The sequence below is a fragment of the Paenibacillus sp. Z6-24 genome (assembly GCF_054161335.1).
The window spans coordinates 4,509,567-4,529,505 of the sequence record NZ_CP096398.1 but is presented as its reverse complement, the minus strand read 5'-3'; the positions used below and the strand labels follow the sequence as shown (position 1 = coordinate 4,529,505).

Sequence of the window (19,939 nt, the reverse complement as noted above, 5' to 3'; positions counted from 1 at the left end):
GGGGCTTTTTTTATTTTTTTTCCAAAAGGGGTTGCATAGTGTGTATAGTGTGTATATACTGTGCTTAAGGGTATACACAATATATACACTATACACAATGATCACAGAGAGGGTGTAATCATGTTCGACTTTAAAAATGGCTGGGTAATCACCCGCAAGGAAATCACACAGAACCGGATGATGTTTGTATGGGCGACCGCATTCATGCTGTATATGAGCTTGCTGGTAGGAGGTATTTACTTTGTAAGCGTTGATGAAGTTCTGGATTCCGGCTTAATCGACTTTATTATGCTGATATCGGCATTGATGCTGGGGACTGATTATTCCCGTCGGGCCTTCCGGATGATGCAGGAAGATATGTACACCGAGATGCTCGCCTACTACCGTACACTGCCGATTCCGTTCGCAGCGGTGCTGGGGAGCCGGTTGCAGCAGATGCTGATTATGTTCATTTATAACTCGCTTTTATTTTTCACCGTCATCTATGTGCTCGGTGCCCGGCATATCCCGGATATGACACTGAGCGGTTATCTCGCTTTTGCTCTTTCCTGGGCGGGTATCGGATTAATACTATTGAGCATCTACATTTATTGGGAGTTCACCACCAATTACAAGCAGTACCGAATGTATAACCTGATCGTGATGGCAGTGATTATTATCATTGGCGCTATCGGATCGTTCAGCAACCGGAATATCTCAGGTCAGCTGCTGCGTCAATCGCTGCAAAGCGAACTGGTTTCGCCGCTTCCCTGGATTTTGCTGGCAGCGGGAAGTGCGGCGGTATTTATCGCATTTTGGATGACCGATCGGAAAGCCAAACGACGTGATCTAATGTGAATACGACACAGGGAGGGCAAGAAGTATACGATACGGAGGATACAATCATGAGAATACCGGTACAAATTAATGAAAACAGCGCAGAGCCGTTATATCGTCAGGTCGAAAACCAGCTGCGGGCGCTGATTATCAGCGGTCAGCTGGAAGAGGGAACCCTGCTGCCTTCGATCCGTGAATTTGCTTCTGATCTCAAATGCAGTGTCATTACGGTTCGCAGGGTCTATCAGGATATGGAAAATGAAGGGTTGCTACGGACAAGGCAGGGTACAGGTACCTTTGTCACCCGAGTCGAGCAGGAGACACGAACCCGAATGGGCGAGGAGAATATCAGGCAGCTTATGAACGAAACGATCAACCGCAGCTACAGTCTCGGCTGGAACCGCCAGCAGCTGGAACAGCTTTTTCAAGAAATACTGGATACTCGTGAATAGGATTCTTAAACAGGAGATGATGGACAATGAACAGGACTACCGCTTATGACATGAAGAATATTGGTGCAGCCGATATGGAGTCGGTTATCGTACTCAAAGACGTATGCAAGGGGCGCAGACAGCATATGATCGGCCCACTGAACTGGTCACTGCCGCAGGGCTGCATCACCGCTCTCGTCGGTGAGAATGGTACAGGTAAAAGTACGCTGCTCCATATGCTGCTGCGTACCCTGTACCCGGATCGCGGAGAGATCAGCTGGTTTGGGCAGACAGTAGAGGGAGAGATGCCGCTTGAGCTTAGACAGCAGATCGCCTATGTATCGGAGAAGCCGTCACGTGAAGAAGACCGCATGACCGCTCGCAAAGCGGCCCAGTTCCGCTCTCAGTGGTACCCGGGCTGGGATCAGCAGCAATTTGAGCAGATGCTGCAGGCATTTGATGTTCCGGCAGACGCGCTTCTTTCCAAAATTTCCAAAGGGCAGCGCCAGAAGTTTGAGTTGGCTGCAGCGATTGCAGCCCAGCCGAGACTGCTGCTGCTGGATGAGCCATCATCCGGGCTGGACCCTTTTGCCTGGAAAGATATGATCGTCATGCTGAACCAGGCAATGGAGCAGGGAGACCTGACCATACTGATCACCACTCATCGGATGGAAGAAGTGCAGCGGCTGGCCGATTATGTGGTGCTGATGCACGAAGGGCAGATCTGCGGCATGCAGGAAAAGGATGAGTTGTATCAACAGTGGAAAGAAGTATGGTTTAATCCAACAAAGGATATGCAGGCGCTGAAAGGGCTGCGGGAATGCCCGGGCATTATTGAATGGGATGGTAAGCCGGACGGTTCGGTACGTATTATCACTTCTAATGCACACATCCTTCAGCAGACAGCCGAAGAGAGCGGTATCATAACACAGGTACACGGGCTCGAATGGGAAGAACTGCTGTCCTGCTGGGTAAAGGATCACCATCTGAAAACAGGCAAGGGGGCACATTCATGAATCCGTTGACGCTGGACCAAATTATCAAGCAATATGCTGGACATACCGCCGTAGATCATCTGTCGCTGGAAGTGGAAGAAGGCGAAATCTACGGACTGCTCGGAGCCAATGGAGCAGGCAAAACAACGACCATGCGGATGGTACTTGGACTGATTCACCCGGATGGAGGCAGCATCCGCTATCACGGACAGCCTTATCGTACCGAGCTGCAGTCCATGATGGGATATCTGCCGGAAGAGCGGGGATTATATCCCAAGGTCAAGATCAGCGATCAGATGCTGTATCTGGCACAGCTGCGCGGAATGAAGGCAGCCGATGCCCGGCAGAGCCTCGATTACTGGCTGGAGCGCTTTGACGCGATGGAATATTGGGAGAAGCGAATCGAAGAATTATCAAAGGGCAATCAGCAGAAAATGGGCTTCATCGCTGCCGTGATTCACCGGCCGAAGATTTTGATTCTGGATGAAGCGTTCAGCGGTCTGGACCCGGTCAATGTGGAGATGCTCAAGCAGGTGGTGCTGGAGCTGCGCAAGGAAGGGACCGCTATCCTGTTCTCCACTCACCGGATGGAGCATGTGGAGGAACTGTGCCGGCATATTACCGTATTGCGCCGGTCCAAACCTGTTCTGCAGGGTGATCTGACAACGATCAAAAACAGCTATCCCCGTGAAAAGGTTGTGCTGCGCACTGGCGGAGAAGTACAGGGACTGGAGACGATAGAAGGAGTCACTGAAGTGACCCGCCAGGACAACGGCCGTTATCTGATTCGGATCGAACAGGAGCAGGCTGCACAGCATATCCTGCAAATGGCGATGTCACAGGGAGCAGTAGATCAGTTTGAGATTAAGGAACCGACGCTGAATGAAATCTTTATTAAGGTGGTAGGATCATCTCATGAATAAATTAGGTGCAGTTATCGGATTTACGTATCGGAACAAAACGAAGACCAAGGCTTTTCGCTGGACGACGCTTACCCTGCTGCTGTTGCTCGTAATCGGATTGAATGTTCCATATTTTATCCAGTTATTCTCCGGTCAATCGGACAAGGATCTGGTTCGTATCGGGATCGCTTCCGGTTCGTATACGGAAGTTGCCGAACAGATTCGCGAAAGTATGGGCAAGCAGCCTGCTGAACCTGCACCCGGAGACAGTAACAGCAGCTCCGGAGCTGGCATGGCACTGACCGGAAGCGAACAGACTCGGATCGAATGGCAGACCAAGCCTGCAGATCCTGCGCAGCTGGGCAAGCAGATCGAGGATGACAAGCTCGATGGTTATCTGCTGCTGCAAAAGCCTGCTGCCGGAGATACATTCCCATCGATTACCTATGTCAGCAAGAAAAATAATCTAACTGTACAGAGTATGCTGCAGGCCGCGGCCCAGACAGCCAAGGTCCGATCTGTCACCACCGGCCAATTGACCGAAGCACAGCTGAATGAAATCAGCACACCGGTCAGCCTGACCCGGGTCGCACTGGATGATATGGATCGTCCGGACGGCCAGCCGAGCCAGCTTACTCTGGAAAATTATATTCTCGTCTACCTGCTCATTATTCTGTTCTTCATCTCCCTGACGATGACCGGTAATATGATCGCTTCAGAGATCACGGCAGAGAAGAGTTCCAGAGTTATGGAGATTCTGATTACGAGCGTATCTCCACTTACACAGATGTTCGGCAAAATTATCGGTATCTTCCTGGTGGGATTAACACAGATGGGGCTGTATGCAGCCGTGTTCCTCGTTCATCTGATGCTGCCATATTACCAGCAGGTGCTGGCACAGTTTGATATTCATATCGGCAATCTGTCATGGGAAGTCGCCGTGCTCGGACTGATCTATTATGTGCTGGGATACTTCCTGTACTCCACACTGTATGCGGCGGTTGGTTCCATTGTCAGCCGTACCGAAGATCTGGGACAGGCGGTATCGCTGCTCACCGTGCTGACGCTGGCTGCTTTTTACATCGGAATCTTCAGCATGACCAATCCGGATTCGCTGCTGATGAAGATTTCTTCCTATATCCCGTTCTTCTCGCCGACAACAGCCATTGTACGGATTGGACTTGGTAACATGCCATGGTGGGAACTGACGATCTCGATCGTTATTCTGCTGATTGCGATCTTTGTATTCGGCTGGTTGTCAGCCAAGATCTACCGTACCGGTGTACTAATGTACGGCAAGCGTCCAAGCTGGAAAGAAATTCGCAAAGCGATGAAAGCCTACAAGATCTAAAGCGCTTCATACTATCTACCATTAAAGGAGACCTGATCCCATGCAAATGAAACTATGGAGAAAAATGCTTCTGTCCCTGACCATCTCAGCCAGCCTGCTCGCAGGCACATCCGCTCCAGCCATGGCCGCACCGCCGCAGCCAACGATCGTCAAAGTAAATGACCAGAAGATCGATTATGGCACCGGCACACCGGTTATTAATGAGAAAACAATGCTCGTACCGCTCCGCTCTACGTTGAAAGCAATGGATGCCAAACTGGCCGGCACGACCAAAAACAGCATTACTGTCGTTGTAAATGGCAAAAGCGTTACCCTGCAAAGCAAACTGACACAAATCGACGGTGTTGCCTATGTGCCAATCCGGATTGTCGGCGATGCAGCAGGCTACAAAGTCCATTGGGATGCGAAAACACGCACGGTCCAGATGATCTCTCAAAATGGTGGAGCCGCTACTGCGACTGCCCCTGCATCGGAGACATCCCAGGCTGGCGGCCGCGGTTTCATGTGGGAAGTGGAGAGCAACGGCAACACTGTCTATCTTGTCGGCTCCATGCATCTGGCGGATGACAGCTTCTACCCGCTGCGCAAAGAATACGAAGAAGCTTTTGCTGAAGCCGATCATCTGGGTGTAGAGGTGGATATCAGCAAGGCAGCCGGTGAAGAGCAGCAAAAGCTGGTTATGGAGCTGGGTATGTATCAGGATGGCAGCACCATCAAGGATCATATCTCCAGCGAGACGTATGCCAAGCTCGGTGAGATTCTGAAGAAAAACGGTATGAAACCGGATGCCCTGGACCCTTTCAAGCCATGGGTAGCGGAAGTGACGGTCATTACCCTGAAGTCAGCCAAAGGTGGGTATGAGGCATCTGCCGGTATTGATTTGCATTTTATCCAGCAGGCAATGGAGCGCAAAATTCCGATTATCGAGCTGGAAAGCTATGAATCCCAGCTGAATATGTTCAATAACTTCTCCCGGGAGCTCCAGGAGAAAAACCTTAATACCGCGCTGGATCATTACGATGAAGAGGACAATGCAATCGGCCATATGGCAGAAATGTGGAAAACCGGTAATGAAGAGGCGTTATTGGAATTCACCAACCTTATGGCCGGTGACGCAGAATACAACCAGGCGATGCTGGTAGACCGGAATATCGGTATGGCGAACAAGATCGATGGTTATCTGAAAAATGGCAAAAAGGAAGAATACTTTATCGTGGTAGGTGCCGGGCATTATATGGGTGAGCATGGAATTATCCAGCTGCTAGAGAATAAAGGATACAAAGTTGTACGGAAATAATCACTCTCCAAACAGGTTTATCGCAGTAAAGATGCATATATTAGGAACTGTTTGTTAACGTGGCATTTGCAAAAGAGCTGTTTGACTTCAAGACAGCTCTTTCTTTGTACCTGAAACCTTGTCTGTACTCATGTGATCAAGGAGGAATATTCAATGGAAATCATACACCTCACATCAGTAAACAAGCGACAAAAGACAAAACATAAGTATCTGCTCACTTCCGGTATGCTGGCAGCCATACTTCTCGCCGGCTGCGGACAAGACAGTACCAACAGCGCTTCACCCGGTACAACGAATGAAGCAGCAACGACTGCGTCACAGCAAAAGGAGGAAGGGACAGACATGAAGGACAACGGTAATACAGCCAAGGGTACGACAGCAGGCAAATTGCGGGCGGAGGATATTCCGGCAGCCCTACTGTCCGGTCAGACAAGTCAGCTTTATGCCCAGATGACAAATGAATTCAAAAAGCAGGTATCCGAAAAAGATTTGCAGAGCTCCAAGTCCATGCTGCAGGGTATTCAATCCTTCAAGTCTCTGGGCGACGAAATTGAATTGAATGGTGAATTGAATGGATACCTCCAGTACAACTGGATCAGCGATAATAACAAGCTGGGATTGACCAGCATACTGGAGAAGGATGGCCAGATTGCCGGCATGCAGCTGCAGCCGATCGAGCAGTTCCCGGCGACCGATAATACACTGTCCAAAACTACCTACCGGATGCCATTTGACGGGGAATGGTATGTATTCTGGGGAGGCACCAATGTGATGCAAAATTATCATTATGCCGTAGAATCCCAGCGGTACGCCTATGATCTCGTACAGGTGAAGGATGGTATGTCCTACAGCGGAGATCCGAAAAAGAACGAAAGCTATTATGCATTCGGCCATCCGGTGCTTGCACCAGCAGATGGCAAGGTGGTATCGATCGTTAATAATATCGCCGATAACGATCCAGTCGGTGAAATGAATCCAAAGCAGCCGGGCGGTAATATGGTCGTGATCGATCACGGCGGTGAATATAGCATACTGGGCCATTTGCAAAAAGGATCGGTTACCGTGAAACCAGGCGATTCTGTCCAGGCGGGCGATCCTATAGGCAAAGTCGGCAACTCCGGTAATTCCAGCGAAGCCCATATGCATTTCCAGGTATCCAGCGGACCGGATATAATGACCGATCCATCGATCCGTATCCACTGGGTCAATGATCTGGACCCGGTCAAAGGCGAGACTGTCGACGCGACCAACAGCAAGATAGTAGAATCCGAATAATCATTTGGACGCCCAGGCATATTGCCATGTTATAACTCACAATATCTTCTTGTTCTGCAAGAAAATATTGTGATTCCAAAGGGGATATGCAATAGTTAAAGAGACACGTCCAGCTTGGTCTGCATGTCGGAATTCAAAGGAGAAAGACAGCCCGTTCGCATCCAAAAAAAGATAATATTCAGAAGGAGTTTTGCGATGAAATCCTGGTACAAGAAATTAATGCCTCTGGTACTGGCAGCGGGACTGCTGACCACTGCAGCACCGACGATGGCTGGCGCAGCACAGCCGCTGGTTGTCAAAGTCAATGATCACAAAGTGGAATACCGCACCGGTGGTGCACCAACCGTACAAAAACAGACAACACTGGTTCCGCTGCGCTCCACCCTCAAAGCGATGGGCATTCAGCTGGTATCGGCATCCAAGGACAGCATCATCGTCATTGTGGATGGCAAAAGCATTAAGATCAAAAGCAAGCCAACCCAGATCAAAGGCGTTACCTACGTGCCGATCCGTACCTTTGGCGAACTGCCGGGTTATGCGGTAAGCTGGAATGCCAAATCTTGTACGATTCAGCTGACTTCCAGCGCACCTGCACCGACTGCTGACGCACCAGTCAGCAACCCAGCGACAGAGAGTACAACGACTCCGGCAGACAGCATCACAATAAGCACAGACAACGCGGTAGCATCACCATTATCAACAACGCCACCAACACCTGCACCAGCCAACGCAAGTACAGCACCGACAGCAGAACCTGCCCAGACCGGTGCGCGCGGCTTTATGTGGGAAGTGAAGAACAACGGAAATACCGTCTATCTGGTAGGCTCCATGCATGTGGCCGATGCCAGCTTCTACCCGCTGCGCCAGGAATACGAGCAGGCATTTGCCGAAGCGGATTCCCTGAGTGTTGAAGTGGATATTACGAGAGAATCGACAGAAGACTTCCAGAAGCGTGTACTGGAGACAGGCATGTATCACGATGGCAGCAATCTTCGCAATCATATTTCTTCCTATACATACGAGAAGCTTGGCCGTATTCTGGAGGCCAACGACATGAGGTCCGGTGCGCTGGACCGCTTCAAACCATGGGTCGCCGAAATGATCGTATCCTCGTTTGCAACCGATGATTCCGGTTATGATTCTGAACTGGGCATTGATCTGCATTTTATCAAAAAGGCTGCAGAGCGCGATATCCCGGTAGTCGGACTGGAGTCGGAAGAATCCCAGCTGCGGATGCTCAATAATTTCTCCGATGAACTGCAGGAGAAATTACTGTACGGCACACTGGCTTCATTCGATGACAAACGCAATCAGGAAAGGGATGCTACCACCAGAGCAATGGCCGAGATGTGGAAGACCGGTGACGAAAAAGCGCTGATGGAAGTAACCAACAGCACCGTAGTTGAGCCGGAATACCACAAAGCGATCCTGGTCGATCGCAATATCGGCATGGCCAACAAGATCGATGGCTATCTGAAAAGCAGCAGCAACCAGCAGTACTTTGTCGTGGTCGGAGCAGCCCACTATCTGGGCGATGACGGCATTATCAAACTGCTTGAGAAAAAAGGCTACACCGTTACACGCAAATAATTTTAGCTGATACAGAAAAGAATCAACGATGTATTTCGCTGTATACCAGGCATGGACACTGTCAAAAACCGCCCGGCTCAATCATTGAGTCGGGCGGTTTTTTGTATGATTGTTCGGTTTAATGATCCTTGATGAGCCTTTTCTTTAACTAAAGTATGGGTACTTTAGTTGGAATATACTTTATATCGATCCGGGGGTAATGGATGAGTGTATCTGTTCTACTGATCTGTTATTTGCTGCTGTCTGCCATCAGGCGATTGGCCAGATTGCCCCGGTCAGTGGAATCGTAAGCATCATGAATGACTTTCCATTGCCCATCGATCTGCTGCAGCTGCATGGTGCCTTCCAGAGGAAGCTGTTCCTTGGTTAGATCCAGCTGGATGTTCATCTTGTAGTCAATTTCCATGATGCCTTTCACCTTGAGCACAGGATCAGCATGAAGTTCCAACTGCTGCGGACTTACTGGAGATTTCCCATGAATGGCCAACCGCAGCGGCACATCAAGCAGGCGAGTTTTCAGATTATAGGTTAACGCTGATTCTGTAGCATACTGGAGCAGCTGATCATAGTGCTGCTGTATGGAAGGCGGGAGCTTTGGCGGATCGTCCGTTTTCGCAGGTATCTGAAACTCGATATCCAGATTTTTGTAGTCCGGTACGGTATATTCGGTTTCTTTGTACTTCTTCGCCACTGTATTGCGGCCTGTACCTGTTGTTCGCTTACTTTGTCCCCCTGCTTGCCGGAAGCTACGGATTCGCCGGTAGTTGTTGCCGTGGGAGCCGTTGTGGCTGTATTGGTATCCGTATTTGCTGCTGGTTGGTTGCTGCTGCTTGCTGTGGGGCTGCTTTGCTGGGTGCATCCAAGCAGTGACGTGCTCATCACCAGCGTTAGCAGCAGAAAAGTATACTTTTTCATATGTAATTGTCCTCCTTTTATGTCCTACATGGATGTTTAGAAAGACTTTACCATTAAAAGGAAGTCAGTTCAATTTGACAGATATGACAAAGGCGTTTGCAGTGGATAGTGGTATCCTGCGAACGCCTGAGGGAAATCAGTATTTAGCAGCTGTGGAACAGCAATCTAGAATTAGGCTACATAGTTAAATAATTCCGTATTATATTGATCGATCCACTTTTTGCCGGATTTCAGTTTATTATTGGCTTTATAAAAGAGAGGATCATCGCGCTTGGCTTTGCTAAAGTATTTTTGCAGCAATTGAAAACCTTCCAGCTGCAGGCTGATTCCTTTAAGAAGATTTTGATGAAGCTTGTTCAATTTGGGATCAGCGGGGTTTACCGTTTTCATCAATGAAACAAATTTCTTATAGTTGGGTATAACGGAATGGGTCATACCGTTATACGATTGCACACGGGTCTTGACGGAATCCACACGGTATTTTTGATATGCTGTATTGGCCAGACCTTCGTATTTCCGGTGTTTTAGCGTCGTAGTTAAATAGATGACGTAATCATCATAAGTCTCCAGCATATCAGGTTCTACCAGTTCACGATAGGTGCTCAGGTATTGCTTCAGATCTGACTGAAGTGAAGGCTGGGTCAGAATATCTTCGTACGTAATGGGAGCAACAACGGATGAAGAGTCCGCAGCAGGGTCGGCAGAAGCCACGGCAGGCAGCTGGAATATAACCGATGCCAGCAGTACACCGCTTAGTAGCCATGTGATCAAACGATAATTTTTCAATGGTTTCTCTCCTTTAAATCTATGTATAATTGTCTTCTTTCTTCATATCGGCAAAATGCTAAGAAAATGGAATATCCAAGGTGAATTTGGGTAAAAGCTGTCATTTTTATTGTTGTTTATGAAAAGGTCTGTGCGGGATACAGGTGGTTATTCGGCAGTTCGGAAGATACAATAGAACAAGGTGCTGTTCGCAGCCAAAGTTACCAAGGACAGGGAGAATGAATGATTGTGTATCAGACTGCAGCCAAAACGTTAAAACGGCAGGTGTATGACCGAATAGCCGTTCAGGATGACGTTTACAAGCTTGAACTGATGAAAGATATTGATATTACAAGCAGCAGTCTGAACCGGACGCTGGATGAACTGCTGCATGAAGGTTGGATCGTCGAATCGGGTCTTGGACCATCGACCGGCGGCAGAAGACCGACACTGTACCGAATCAATGCCGGCCACCGGTATATTTTCGGACTGGATATTTCGCGGATCTATTCGGTGCTGGGACTGTACGATCTGCGTATGAATGCATTATATACACACCGCTGGCAGATGGATGAACAGATGGAACCGGAAGCGCTGGTCGATTACGTCGCTGCCCGTATCCGGGAAGCACTGGCAGAGCGCCATCTGAGCCGCAAACGGATTCTCGGTATAGGTATTGGCGCCGTCGGCCCGCTGGATCACCAGCAGGGAACGATTGTGAACCCGGCGCATTTCCCGGCAGCCGGATGGCAGAATGTGCCGATCTGCCGGATGTTGACCGAGCGTACCGAATTGTCTGCCCGGCTCGATAATGGTGCCAATACAGCGCTCATCGGAGAGCACTGGGCGATGCGGGAAGATAACATCCAGCATATGCTGTACGTCAATGCCGGAGCAGGGATTCGCTCGGCGATTCTGTCATCCGGCCAGCTGGTGCGGGGAGCGATGGACAAGGAGGGTGCCGTCGGACAGATGGTCGTCCAGGCTGGTGGTGCACGGCTGCATGATGAAGGAAATTATGGTGCGCTGGAAGCCTACGTATCCATCCAGGCACTGGAACAGCAGGTACGGCAAAGGAGCATGATCGGTCTGGAACTCAGGGGAGCCGGAGAGCCGCTGCAGCCGGAGCAGATTCATTTTGATACGCTGGTAAAGGCGCTGAATGAAGGCAACCCGGTGCTGCGGGAGCTGTTCAACCAATCAGCCGGCTATATGGGAATTGGTCTCGCCAATCTGATCAATACGCTGCAGCCCGAAAAGGTCATTCTGGGCGGCGCACTGATCAATGCGGACCCGGGTTACTATGATACGGCGATAGCGGTCGCGAAAAAGCAAATCTATGGCGAGGAACGCTTTCAACCCGCTTTTTCCAGAGGGATTCTGCAGGACAAGGCTGTGTCGGTCGGAGCGGCGGTGATGATCCTGTCGCAGATGGAGATGTAATACGGATGTTAGCAGAAACGGGTTGAACGGCGGCATCAATGGATGTGAGACCTGAATGCATAGGAAGCAAGCAAGAAAGTAATTGACAATAATATACTACTGAAATAAGATATGGATATTGATAGATCGAGTAGGATCAAAGCGAAGCACGCTGAATGTCTTGGGCATTTTGCGTGCTTTTTTTGTGCGCGACGGCATCCGATCAGGAGAATGGAATTATCCGAAAATCCCGTTTCTTCCGATAAACATAAGGGATGTCCTGGCACTGAGGCATCACAACAGACTGTCAAAATGAACCTACATAAGCCAGACATTCGTTGAAGTACGACCCAAACATAATTGGAGGAATGAACGATGAGAATGAGAGCCAACCAATCTACAATGATGAAAGTTGTAAAAAATGTGGCGTGGAGTGTGACAGTAGCAGCTGTATTGCTAACAGGCCTGCCGGGTATATCTTCGCATGCAGAAGCAGCAGCCAGCCGATCCATTGAGGTGCTGCTCAATGCCCGAAAGATGAGCTTTCCTGATGCCAAGCCCTTTCAGGATACCAATAGTGCAGTGATGGTGCCGATTCGCTTCGTATCCGAAAAGCTGGGTGCAAAGGTAGGGTGGAGCAAGTCCGGCAGCCAGCAGGTCGTCACCCTGAAAACAGATCAGCACAGCGTATCCATGATAATCGGCTCGACAACAGCTGTTATCGATGGGGAGAGCAAACAGTACGATAGCAAAGTCATCCTCAAGCAGAGCCGTACCTTTGTCCCGCTGAGACTGGTAAGTGAAGGACTGGGGCAGAAAGTGGAATGGGACTCCATCAGCCGCTGGGTGTGGATCGGCAGCAAGGAAGTACCAGGAGTAGACCAGTTAAATGTGAAAACACAAAGTCTGGAATCCTATAAAAACTTTTTTAACAAAAGCAAATTCTTGCTAAAGAACATATATGGCACACCTTATGAAAATGTACTATTGCTGAATGAATCTCAACTGCCGGTCAAGCTGTTGAGCAGTATATATGATATAGAGCCATACAGCTCCCATGGAGTCGATTATTTAAGAGTGCGTTCCACAGGTATCGCTCCTGATTTATTTTATATTACCAACAAGGGAGATGTTCGTTTTAGAGCCGAGAGAAGTAATCTGGCAGAAACGAATAAAGACAATACAAAATATCATTATTATCAACTGGTTTCTTATGCAGATAAAGATCTGGACGGAATTGTAGATGCTAAACCGCTAACTATAAAAGATGTAAAATATATTGGATTTAATCTGGTATCTGAAAAGTCCATGGTATTGATGCCTAATCCATGGAGTAATTAGCATGAGTTGTGCAAGGCTTTCAAAGAAATATGGCATAAGCTTAGTTTTAATTGTATTTGTAGCGGTACAGCTGCTTTTTTTTCTGCCGCAGTATATGGATACAGTTAATGCCGCTTCAGTAACGCCTCTGCGTTATTACAAAAACACGGCACCCGATGCTACCAATGCGAATTATCGATACTTTGTTGGTTTGATGTACCACGATATGTGGTTTGGCAGCAGCTGGGCAGGGAAGCAGCCTAACACAGGAGACCATGGGATGGCTTCTCAGGAATACGTATTTAATTTTCCTGAACGTACAGTAAAAAGTATTACTGTTGAGCCGTATAGGTATCAACCCAATACGGCAGAATACTTTGAGGCCTCCAGAGTAGAGCAATCGGATACAGCTGCAACACTTTGGTCCAAATATAGCCCCTACATGTCCACCAATACATCAGCTGGAGACTTTACGTACAGCCGCCGAGGGATTGGTACAGATACAGCAACAATTCCTCTGGATGTGGATATGGGATTGAATGCAGACCGGCTGCTAGACATTACTGATACCTGCGGGGACCGATGCAACGATGGAGTTCGCGGATACAGAATCTATACCCCCGTGTTATTTACAATCGAACTGGATTCCAGTCTTACCGTCCAATACTACACAACGACCGGTAAGTCTCTAAAGGCTATTTTTCCGACACATAAGGAAGAGATGAAGCCGGGGCAAAAATATTCATTCAAACCACCGGAAAATGAAAAATACGAATATGTCGGTTATAAGAAAAGTACTACCGGTGAAACGCCCAAAGGTGAAATAGTCGAGGGTGAGCCGCCTGCATTCACCTATACAGGCTCTTTTGAAAATTATAAAGCCATCCAATATTACAAAGAGAAGTCGACGGTCCTGTGCAAGCCCGGAGAGACCAGCGCTACCAACCCGGATTGTGATGATGAGGATAAGGAGACCGATCCCGGAGAAGGCATCTGTACATGGACAATAGATTCATCAACTACAGCTTCCAAGATGGAAAAGGCTTTTATGGACCCGCAAGCTCAGGGACATATTCTGGCCGATGATCGGGTGAATGACCGGCATTTTGATGTGACTAGAGGCATTCCGACCAGTGAGAATCTGTATGCCAATACATGGAGCTATCCGTATCTGTTCCAGCATGTATTCAATAACCGCAAAGGCCAGATTACCTATGATTGTCATATGGAGGTCACCTACAAGCTGGTATGGTACGAAAAGAGAAAGGATAAACCGGACCGCAAGCGGACTGATACCAAGGATGTTCAGTATCAATTTTCCTTCCAGCGTCCTTATGATTACTGGGATATCGGCAAATTGGAAGTGCTGGATATTCAAAAAGCGATAATGAATAACTATGCGTTACCAGGTGGAACGGTAACACTGGGGGCGAATTATACTCCGCCGCAGATGGAGCTGCTTCATTATGAAAAAGTACAGGACCATGTGAAACCAGCGAACACAGCACGATTTACATATAAGCCGGAGCCTGTTGATAAAGGAGGGCATTCCAAGCCGAGTCCGCCTGATGATACAGGTAAGCTGCGAAATATGGCAGAATCTCATACCAGTGATCCTAAAGTGCGCAACGACCAAATTAAATTTACCTTTGAGCATAAAGATACCGATGTAATGAACGGCAACTGGGTAACAAAGACAGCACCTGCACCCAAGGAAATTCCAACTCCTACCAAGATTCATTCCTACAAGGATTCCGGTGAAAAAGTGCTGTACAAAGGTGCCCAGCTGATCAGCAGCAAGCTGGTCAACAAGGCGAGTACGTCATCCAGTGGAACCATTTTCTATTCCATGCTGAGTGAGAATGTACAGGGATCAGGCAATAAAAACTTTCCGATCCAGAACATCAATACCGTCACCGTACATACACCGGTCGTCGATTATGCCTCCATCTCGGATGACAAGGCTCATAACCAGAAAACCGTGCCCAATCCGAGCCGGATGGCGCTGATCCTGGATCGCCCGTTTACCGTACGTATCCCCACTACCGGGCAGCACTTGGATGGATCGACCTATCCCGGTTATGGCAGCCGGGAGTATGCCAAGTATTTCAAAACCAAGCAGGTGCAGTTCCCGTTCGACGTCTATGACCAGCAGCGCAAGCACTTTTATCCGAGAAATACCTGGATCGATGTCCCGGTCAGTCAACTGGATACAGTGTTTGTACTGCCCGTCTGGGTCGATGAAGGCGACTATACGGTCTATTTCCGCAATATCGCCGAGAATGCTCCGACCGGGTTCACGACCCAGCCGGATGCCAATACGAATCTGACGCATCATGTGGCCACCGATACGGTAGCAGTGGAAGTCATTGGACGGCTGTACGATTTCCATGTGACCGATATTGCCGACTTTAATTGGGAGAGTGTCTTCCGTCAGAGCAGCGGCAGCCGCCAACCGACAGGTAAATCTTTCTGGGTAGGAACCGGCAGTATCGACGGAGCAGCGAGGGGCAATACAGCTCCTTATACCCTGCCGATTATACGAGGCAGCCATCCTCTGTCTGGCTACAAAAATGTTGCTGTAAAAACCGGTTACCATTTCAAATTCGATCTGAAAACGAAAGGCAATATGTTTGGTGACAAAGATGGCATTCGAATCACTCCGACATTCTTTTACCAGGACAAAGATGCGGCTACCGCACCAGAACGCGTGCCGGTCGATCTGTATTACCATACCGACGAGCGGAAGTTTATCCGGATCGGCTCCAGCCAGGATACCGAGCGGCGCATGGTCACGCTGAATCAGCGGCTGCGCAATGTACCGGCCCAGGATCTGATCGATACCGCCGCAGCGATCTATGAGCTGTCTACCGGATGGACGCAGAGCAAGGCGCAGTATATTGCCGCTTTTCAGAAGCGAGCCAACCAGACGACCTATACTGGCGGATATGATATCCAACTGCTGCCTTCGCCGCTGCGTACTTTTATCCAGTCAGCGGAGCAGCGTCCAGAAAACGCCAGTGCTTCACCGGCCAGAGTAACAGCGAGCGTACAACAGTGGTACGGCGAATACAGCCTGCCTGCGCAGGTGTATGTGGTGCCCGGAGGAACCGATCTGGCCGCCTATGGACGCAGTCATGTACTGGATGAGAAGTCACCGGTCTTTCTGAAAAATGGGTATATCACGGTGAATTTTGATATTGAAAGTATCGTGAACGCAGACACCCAGCATCCTCACCTGCAGTACATCCATGCCCGGCTGAGCAACCAGTGGTGGAGCATGGAAGGGTACGACAATACCGATGGCAGCCGGGATCACTTTGTAACCGATCCTTATCAGGTAAAATACCGGGTGGAAGATGGTGACGTATTGTTCTATGATACCGACCAGTCTTCATACAGTGACTTTACTTCAAGAGGAACGCATTAATTGACTGGCTGTTGCTATGCGAATATCCGGAACTGCTTTTTCTGCTGTAAGAGATCGGAGTATGATCCTGATTACACCGTGGAAATAACTCTAAGATTACTTGCAGCCCAAATGTTGTTCAACCGGGGACTGGATGGATAAAAGCAGCATGAAATTCAATTACCACTATAAGTGCAAATGAAATGCCGGTACGAATATAGATACAGATACGAATACAAATACAGATATAAGAACAAGAAGAAACACAACCACAAAAAAGCCACCGCCCGGATCATCCATACCTTATAGGGAATTATGATCCGAGCAGTGGCTTTTTTTGCAGCTGTAGCATATGTCTGTATCCCAAGCAACCAATCCGGTTATTCGAATTTCTTCGAATACTGTTTCATGTCCTCATAGTATTCATGCAGCATTTTGATGCCTGCATCCACTTTGAGATTCGCCTGCTTGAGTGTGGCGGACTTCAATTGAGGAGTGGATACGTATTTTTTGAATAGGGTTAGCGCCTGTAGCTGTAGGGAAGCGGCTTTGATGTATTTGCCATGAATTTTAGCCAGTTCCGGTGTAGATGGCTTGATCTGTTTCAGGCCGGTGACAAACTTGGTATAGCTGGGAACAACCGTATTGTTCATGGCTGTATAGGTTTTTTTACGATTGGATGATGTGACATAACGGACCGAATTGTACGTATCGACAGCCTTATCTTCATAGGCGGCAATTTTGCCCAGCTGATCCAGGTAATCGAGCAGATCGTTTGCTTCTGCGACAAGGGCCGGGTCCAGATCTGCATAATCTTCGCTCAGTTCATCGCGGGTGGATTCTTCGGTAGATGCGGAACTGCTGGTTGTCTGGTCGCCTGCAGCATGGACAGGACTCAGCGGAAACAGACTGGTGCCGGACAGCAGGAAGGATAGCGCCAGCAAAAGGATTAATTTCTTTTTCATGGGTTGGTGAACTCCTTGGAATCGTATTTATTTAGTATAAGGTTGCGATTTGATCGTCATGTAGTGCCGATCGCATGCTTTTACTGCAATGCATCAAATTTGTCGACATATTTATCGATTTCTTTATTAAATTGGTCGATGAGCTTGCCGCCAGCCTTCAGTTTGAGCTTGGACTGGTTGAGGACGGAATCGTTGAGTTGGGCGCTGGATACATATTTTTTGTACAGTACAAATCCTTCCAGTTCCAGATAGGCCCCTTTTACATATTTGGCATGGATTTTGGCCAGTTCGGCGTTTTGCGGTTTGACCAGCTTGATGCCGGATACGAATTTGGTATAGTTCGGTACCACGGTGTAGGTCATCAGCTTGTATTCCTGTTTGCGATTGGAGCTTTTCACATATTCATTGATATTGTAGGCATCCCAGGCTTTGGTCTCGTACGTGAACAGCGGTTCCATTGCATCGGAATATTCGAGAAACTGACTCGCTTCTTCGACCAGTGCGGGGTCGGCGTCTGTCCGGCTGTCTTCGCCATCGTAGGTATCCTGTTCACTACTGTCTGCGGCAGGTGCTGCGCTATCTGCGCTGTCATCTGCATTACTGGTCAGGTCCATCGTATAACTGCCGTCAGGTGCATCGTCCGTTGCTGCGTATGTTACATGGGCAGAGAGTGCGGAGGAAGCAGTAACCAGTGCTGCGAGCATCAAGGTCAGTAGTAATTTGTTCTTCATGTTAGTAACCCCTCTATTATGTATTTATTAGATTATTTTTACAATTTAACACGTTAAGTCATGAAAAAGAAAGACTGAAAAGGTAAGAAATGCAATATAATGCCAGATCAGGCCGTATACCGATGAAATTGGTTGAATAGTCGCATAAAACGGTAGGATATCGGTCACTGTCCTCTATAGCTACCAGATTCGTCATTACGCAATACTGCTGCCGATTGTGGTTGTCATTTGGAGTTTAAAAGAATAAGAGAGTGACTTCTAACCAGGTGACTTGAATTCAGATAAATGAGGCGATAATTGATGGAACAGCATTTTGATCTCGTGGTAATCGGTACCGGTAGTGCAGGAGCCGCTGCGGCTCAAGCCTGCCGTGAACAGAACTGGGAAGTTGCCATTATCGATTCACGCGAATACGGAGGTACCTGTGCACTGCGCGGATGCGATCCCAAAAAGGTATTGGTTGGAGCCGCAGAGCTGGTCGACCGTACTGCACGGATGGTTGGCAAAGGATTAGAAGACAGCGTCCGCATCAACTGGCCGGACCTGATGGCCTTCAAGCATACATTTACCGACTATATCCCCGGCGCACATGAGCAGAAGCTGCAGAATGCAGGCATTCATACGTTTCACGGACATGCCGGGTTCGTCAGCGAGGATACGATTGAAGTGGACGGCCAACGGCTGATCGGCAAGCATATCCTGATCGCCACCGGTGCCAAGCCTGCGCCATTATCGGTGGCAGGAGAGCAATACCTGGCAGACAGCGATCATTTTCTGAATCTGGAACAGCTGCCTTCTCCGCTCGTATTCGTCGGTGGCGGCTATATTTCGTTTGAATTTGCGCATATCGCTGCCCGTGCAGGTGCAGAGGTACATATTTTGCATAAGGATGAACAGCCGCTCAAGGGATTCGATCCGGAGCTGGTACAGGAACTGGTCAAGCGGAGCCGGGAGATTGGCATCAAGATTCACCTGAATACATCGCTGCAGTCCATCGAACAGCTATCTGCTGCAGAGAATGAGCAATCAGCGGAAAATGAAAAATACGGTCGTAACGTCAATGCTGTCAGCCGCCCCAGCTATCTGGTTCGTGCCAGTCATAACGGTACAGAGGGTGATAAAGAGCTGCAGCTGGAATGCGGACTGGTCGTCCATGGAGCAGGACGTATGCCTAACATTATGGATATGCAACTGGATCAGGGCAATGTGGAATATGGCAAAAAGGGCATTCATGTTAATGAATACATGCAAAGTGTGAGCAACCCGCTCGTCTATGCTGCAGGCGACTGCACCGATTCTCCGGGACTGCCGCTGACACCGCTCGCAAGTCTGGAATCGCAGGTGGCTTCCCATAATCTGTTGAATGGCAATACACGCACACCCAATTACCGGGAAATGCCAAGCGTAGCCTTTACCCTTCCCAAGCTGGGTGCAATTGGCATGACGGAAGAGGAAGCCCGCAAACTGGGCGATCATGTGAAGATCAATACATTTGATACTTCGTCCTGGTATACGTACAAGCGTACCAATGAATCATCCTCGATGGCCAAAATTATTATCGACACCACCAGTCGAAAAATACTCGGCGCCCATCTGTTGAGCGGAGAAGCGGACGAGCTGCTTAATCATTTTGCCATCGCAATGCGGCTGAACCTGACGATCGATCAGCTGCGTGATGTACTGTATGCCTATCCGACGGCAGCATCCGATATCGGCTATATGCTGAAAATCTAACTTACGGTCTTGCTTCGGTAC

Annotated in this window: 16 protein-coding genes; 12 read left to right on the top strand and 4 right to left on the bottom strand. The window is 48.7% G+C overall.

Annotated elements, in window-relative coordinates; genetic code table 11:
- The first annotated feature begins 120 nt into the window (after positions 1 to 120).
- From M1D61_RS19635 to M1D61_RS19600, 8 genes are all read left to right on the top strand, one after another.
- Positions 121 to 837, top strand: a complete 717-nt coding sequence (locus M1D61_RS19635) for a hypothetical protein (RefSeq protein WP_458120252.1) — start codon at positions 121 to 123, stop codon at positions 835 to 837.
- 47 nt (positions 838 to 884) lie between these two features.
- Entirely contained in the window at positions 885 to 1,268 is a 384-nt protein-coding gene (locus tag M1D61_RS19630; protein ID WP_458120251.1) for a GntR family transcriptional regulator, read from the top strand.
- 26 nt (positions 1,269 to 1,294) lie between these two features.
- On the top strand, positions 1,295 to 2,263 hold the full coding sequence (locus tag M1D61_RS19625; protein WP_458120250.1) for an ABC transporter ATP-binding protein: 969 nt from the start codon (positions 1,295 to 1,297) through the stop codon (positions 2,261 to 2,263).
- The gene (locus M1D61_RS19620) at positions 2,260 to 3,165 is read left to right on the top strand and encodes an ABC transporter ATP-binding protein (RefSeq protein WP_458120249.1); all 906 of its coding nucleotides are present in this window, start codon (positions 2,260 to 2,262) and stop codon (positions 3,163 to 3,165) included. The genes M1D61_RS19625 and M1D61_RS19620 overlap by 4 nt, the downstream gene beginning before the upstream one ends.
- On the top strand, positions 3,158 to 4,495 hold the full coding sequence (locus M1D61_RS19615) for an ABC transporter permease (RefSeq protein WP_458120248.1): 1,338 nt from the start codon (positions 3,158 to 3,160) through the stop codon (positions 4,493 to 4,495). Before M1D61_RS19620 ends, M1D61_RS19615 begins: the two co-directional genes overlap by 8 nt.
- A 46-nt stretch (positions 4,496 to 4,541) precedes the next feature.
- Positions 4,542 to 5,792 (top strand): TraB/GumN family protein, encoded by a 1,251-nt coding sequence (locus M1D61_RS19610; RefSeq protein ID WP_458122566.1) that lies wholly within the window; start codon positions 4,542 to 4,544, stop codon positions 5,790 to 5,792.
- A 153-nt stretch (positions 5,793 to 5,945) separates the two neighbouring features.
- On the top strand, positions 5,946 to 7,067 hold the full coding sequence (locus M1D61_RS19605) for a M23 family metallopeptidase (RefSeq protein ID WP_458120247.1): 1,122 nt from the start codon (positions 5,946 to 5,948) through the stop codon (positions 7,065 to 7,067).
- A 195-nt stretch (positions 7,068 to 7,262) separates the two neighbouring features.
- Positions 7,263 to 8,657, top strand: a complete 1,395-nt coding sequence (locus M1D61_RS19600; RefSeq protein WP_458120246.1) for a TraB/GumN family protein — start codon at positions 7,263 to 7,265, stop codon at positions 8,655 to 8,657.
- A 229-nt stretch (positions 8,658 to 8,886) separates the two neighbouring features.
- Here M1D61_RS19600 and M1D61_RS19595 read toward each other — a convergent pair whose 3' ends face one another.
- The gene (locus M1D61_RS19595) at positions 8,887 to 9,516 is read right to left on the bottom strand and encodes a hypothetical protein (protein WP_458120245.1); all 630 of its coding nucleotides are present in this window, start codon (positions 9,514 to 9,516) and stop codon (positions 8,887 to 8,889) included.
- A gap of 227 nt (positions 9,517 to 9,743) precedes the next feature.
- Entirely contained in the window at positions 9,744 to 10,358 is a 615-nt protein-coding gene (locus M1D61_RS19590) for a hypothetical protein (RefSeq protein WP_458120244.1), read from the bottom strand.
- Between the two features lie 222 nt (positions 10,359 to 10,580).
- Between M1D61_RS19590 and M1D61_RS19585 the strand changes: the two genes are divergently transcribed.
- The 3 genes from M1D61_RS19585 (at position 10,581) to M1D61_RS19575 (ending at position 16,509) form a co-directional block, all read left to right on the top strand.
- Entirely contained in the window at positions 10,581 to 11,780 is a 1,200-nt protein-coding gene (locus M1D61_RS19585; protein WP_458120243.1) for an ROK family protein, read from the top strand.
- 354 nt (positions 11,781 to 12,134) lie between these two features.
- Positions 12,135 to 13,100 carry a stalk domain-containing protein gene (locus tag M1D61_RS19580; protein WP_458120242.1) on the top strand — a complete coding sequence of 322 codons (966 nt, stop codon included), beginning with the start codon at positions 12,135 to 12,137 and terminating at the stop codon, positions 13,098 to 13,100.
- A 259-nt stretch (positions 13,101 to 13,359) separates the two neighbouring features.
- Positions 13,360 to 16,509, top strand: coding sequence for a DUF5704 domain-containing protein (locus tag M1D61_RS19575; RefSeq protein ID WP_458120241.1), 3,150 nt, complete (start codon positions 13,360 to 13,362; stop codon positions 16,507 to 16,509).
- Between the two features lie 359 nt (positions 16,510 to 16,868).
- Here M1D61_RS19575 and M1D61_RS19570 read toward each other — a convergent pair whose 3' ends face one another.
- Complete coding sequence (locus M1D61_RS19570) at positions 16,869 to 17,453, bottom strand: hypothetical protein (protein ID WP_458120240.1); 585 nt, start codon at positions 17,451 to 17,453, stop codon at positions 16,869 to 16,871.
- Between the two features lie 80 nt (positions 17,454 to 17,533).
- The gene (locus M1D61_RS19565; RefSeq protein ID WP_458120239.1) at positions 17,534 to 18,184 is read right to left on the bottom strand and encodes a hypothetical protein; all 651 of its coding nucleotides are present in this window, start codon (positions 18,182 to 18,184) and stop codon (positions 17,534 to 17,536) included.
- 300 nt (positions 18,185 to 18,484) lie between these two features.
- On the opposite strand from M1D61_RS19565, the gene M1D61_RS19560 reads away from it, so the two are divergent.
- Positions 18,485 to 19,918 (top strand): dihydrolipoyl dehydrogenase family protein, encoded by a 1,434-nt coding sequence (locus tag M1D61_RS19560; protein ID WP_458120238.1) that lies wholly within the window; start codon positions 18,485 to 18,487, stop codon positions 19,916 to 19,918.
- The last annotated feature ends 21 nt before the right edge of the window (positions 19,919 to 19,939 follow it).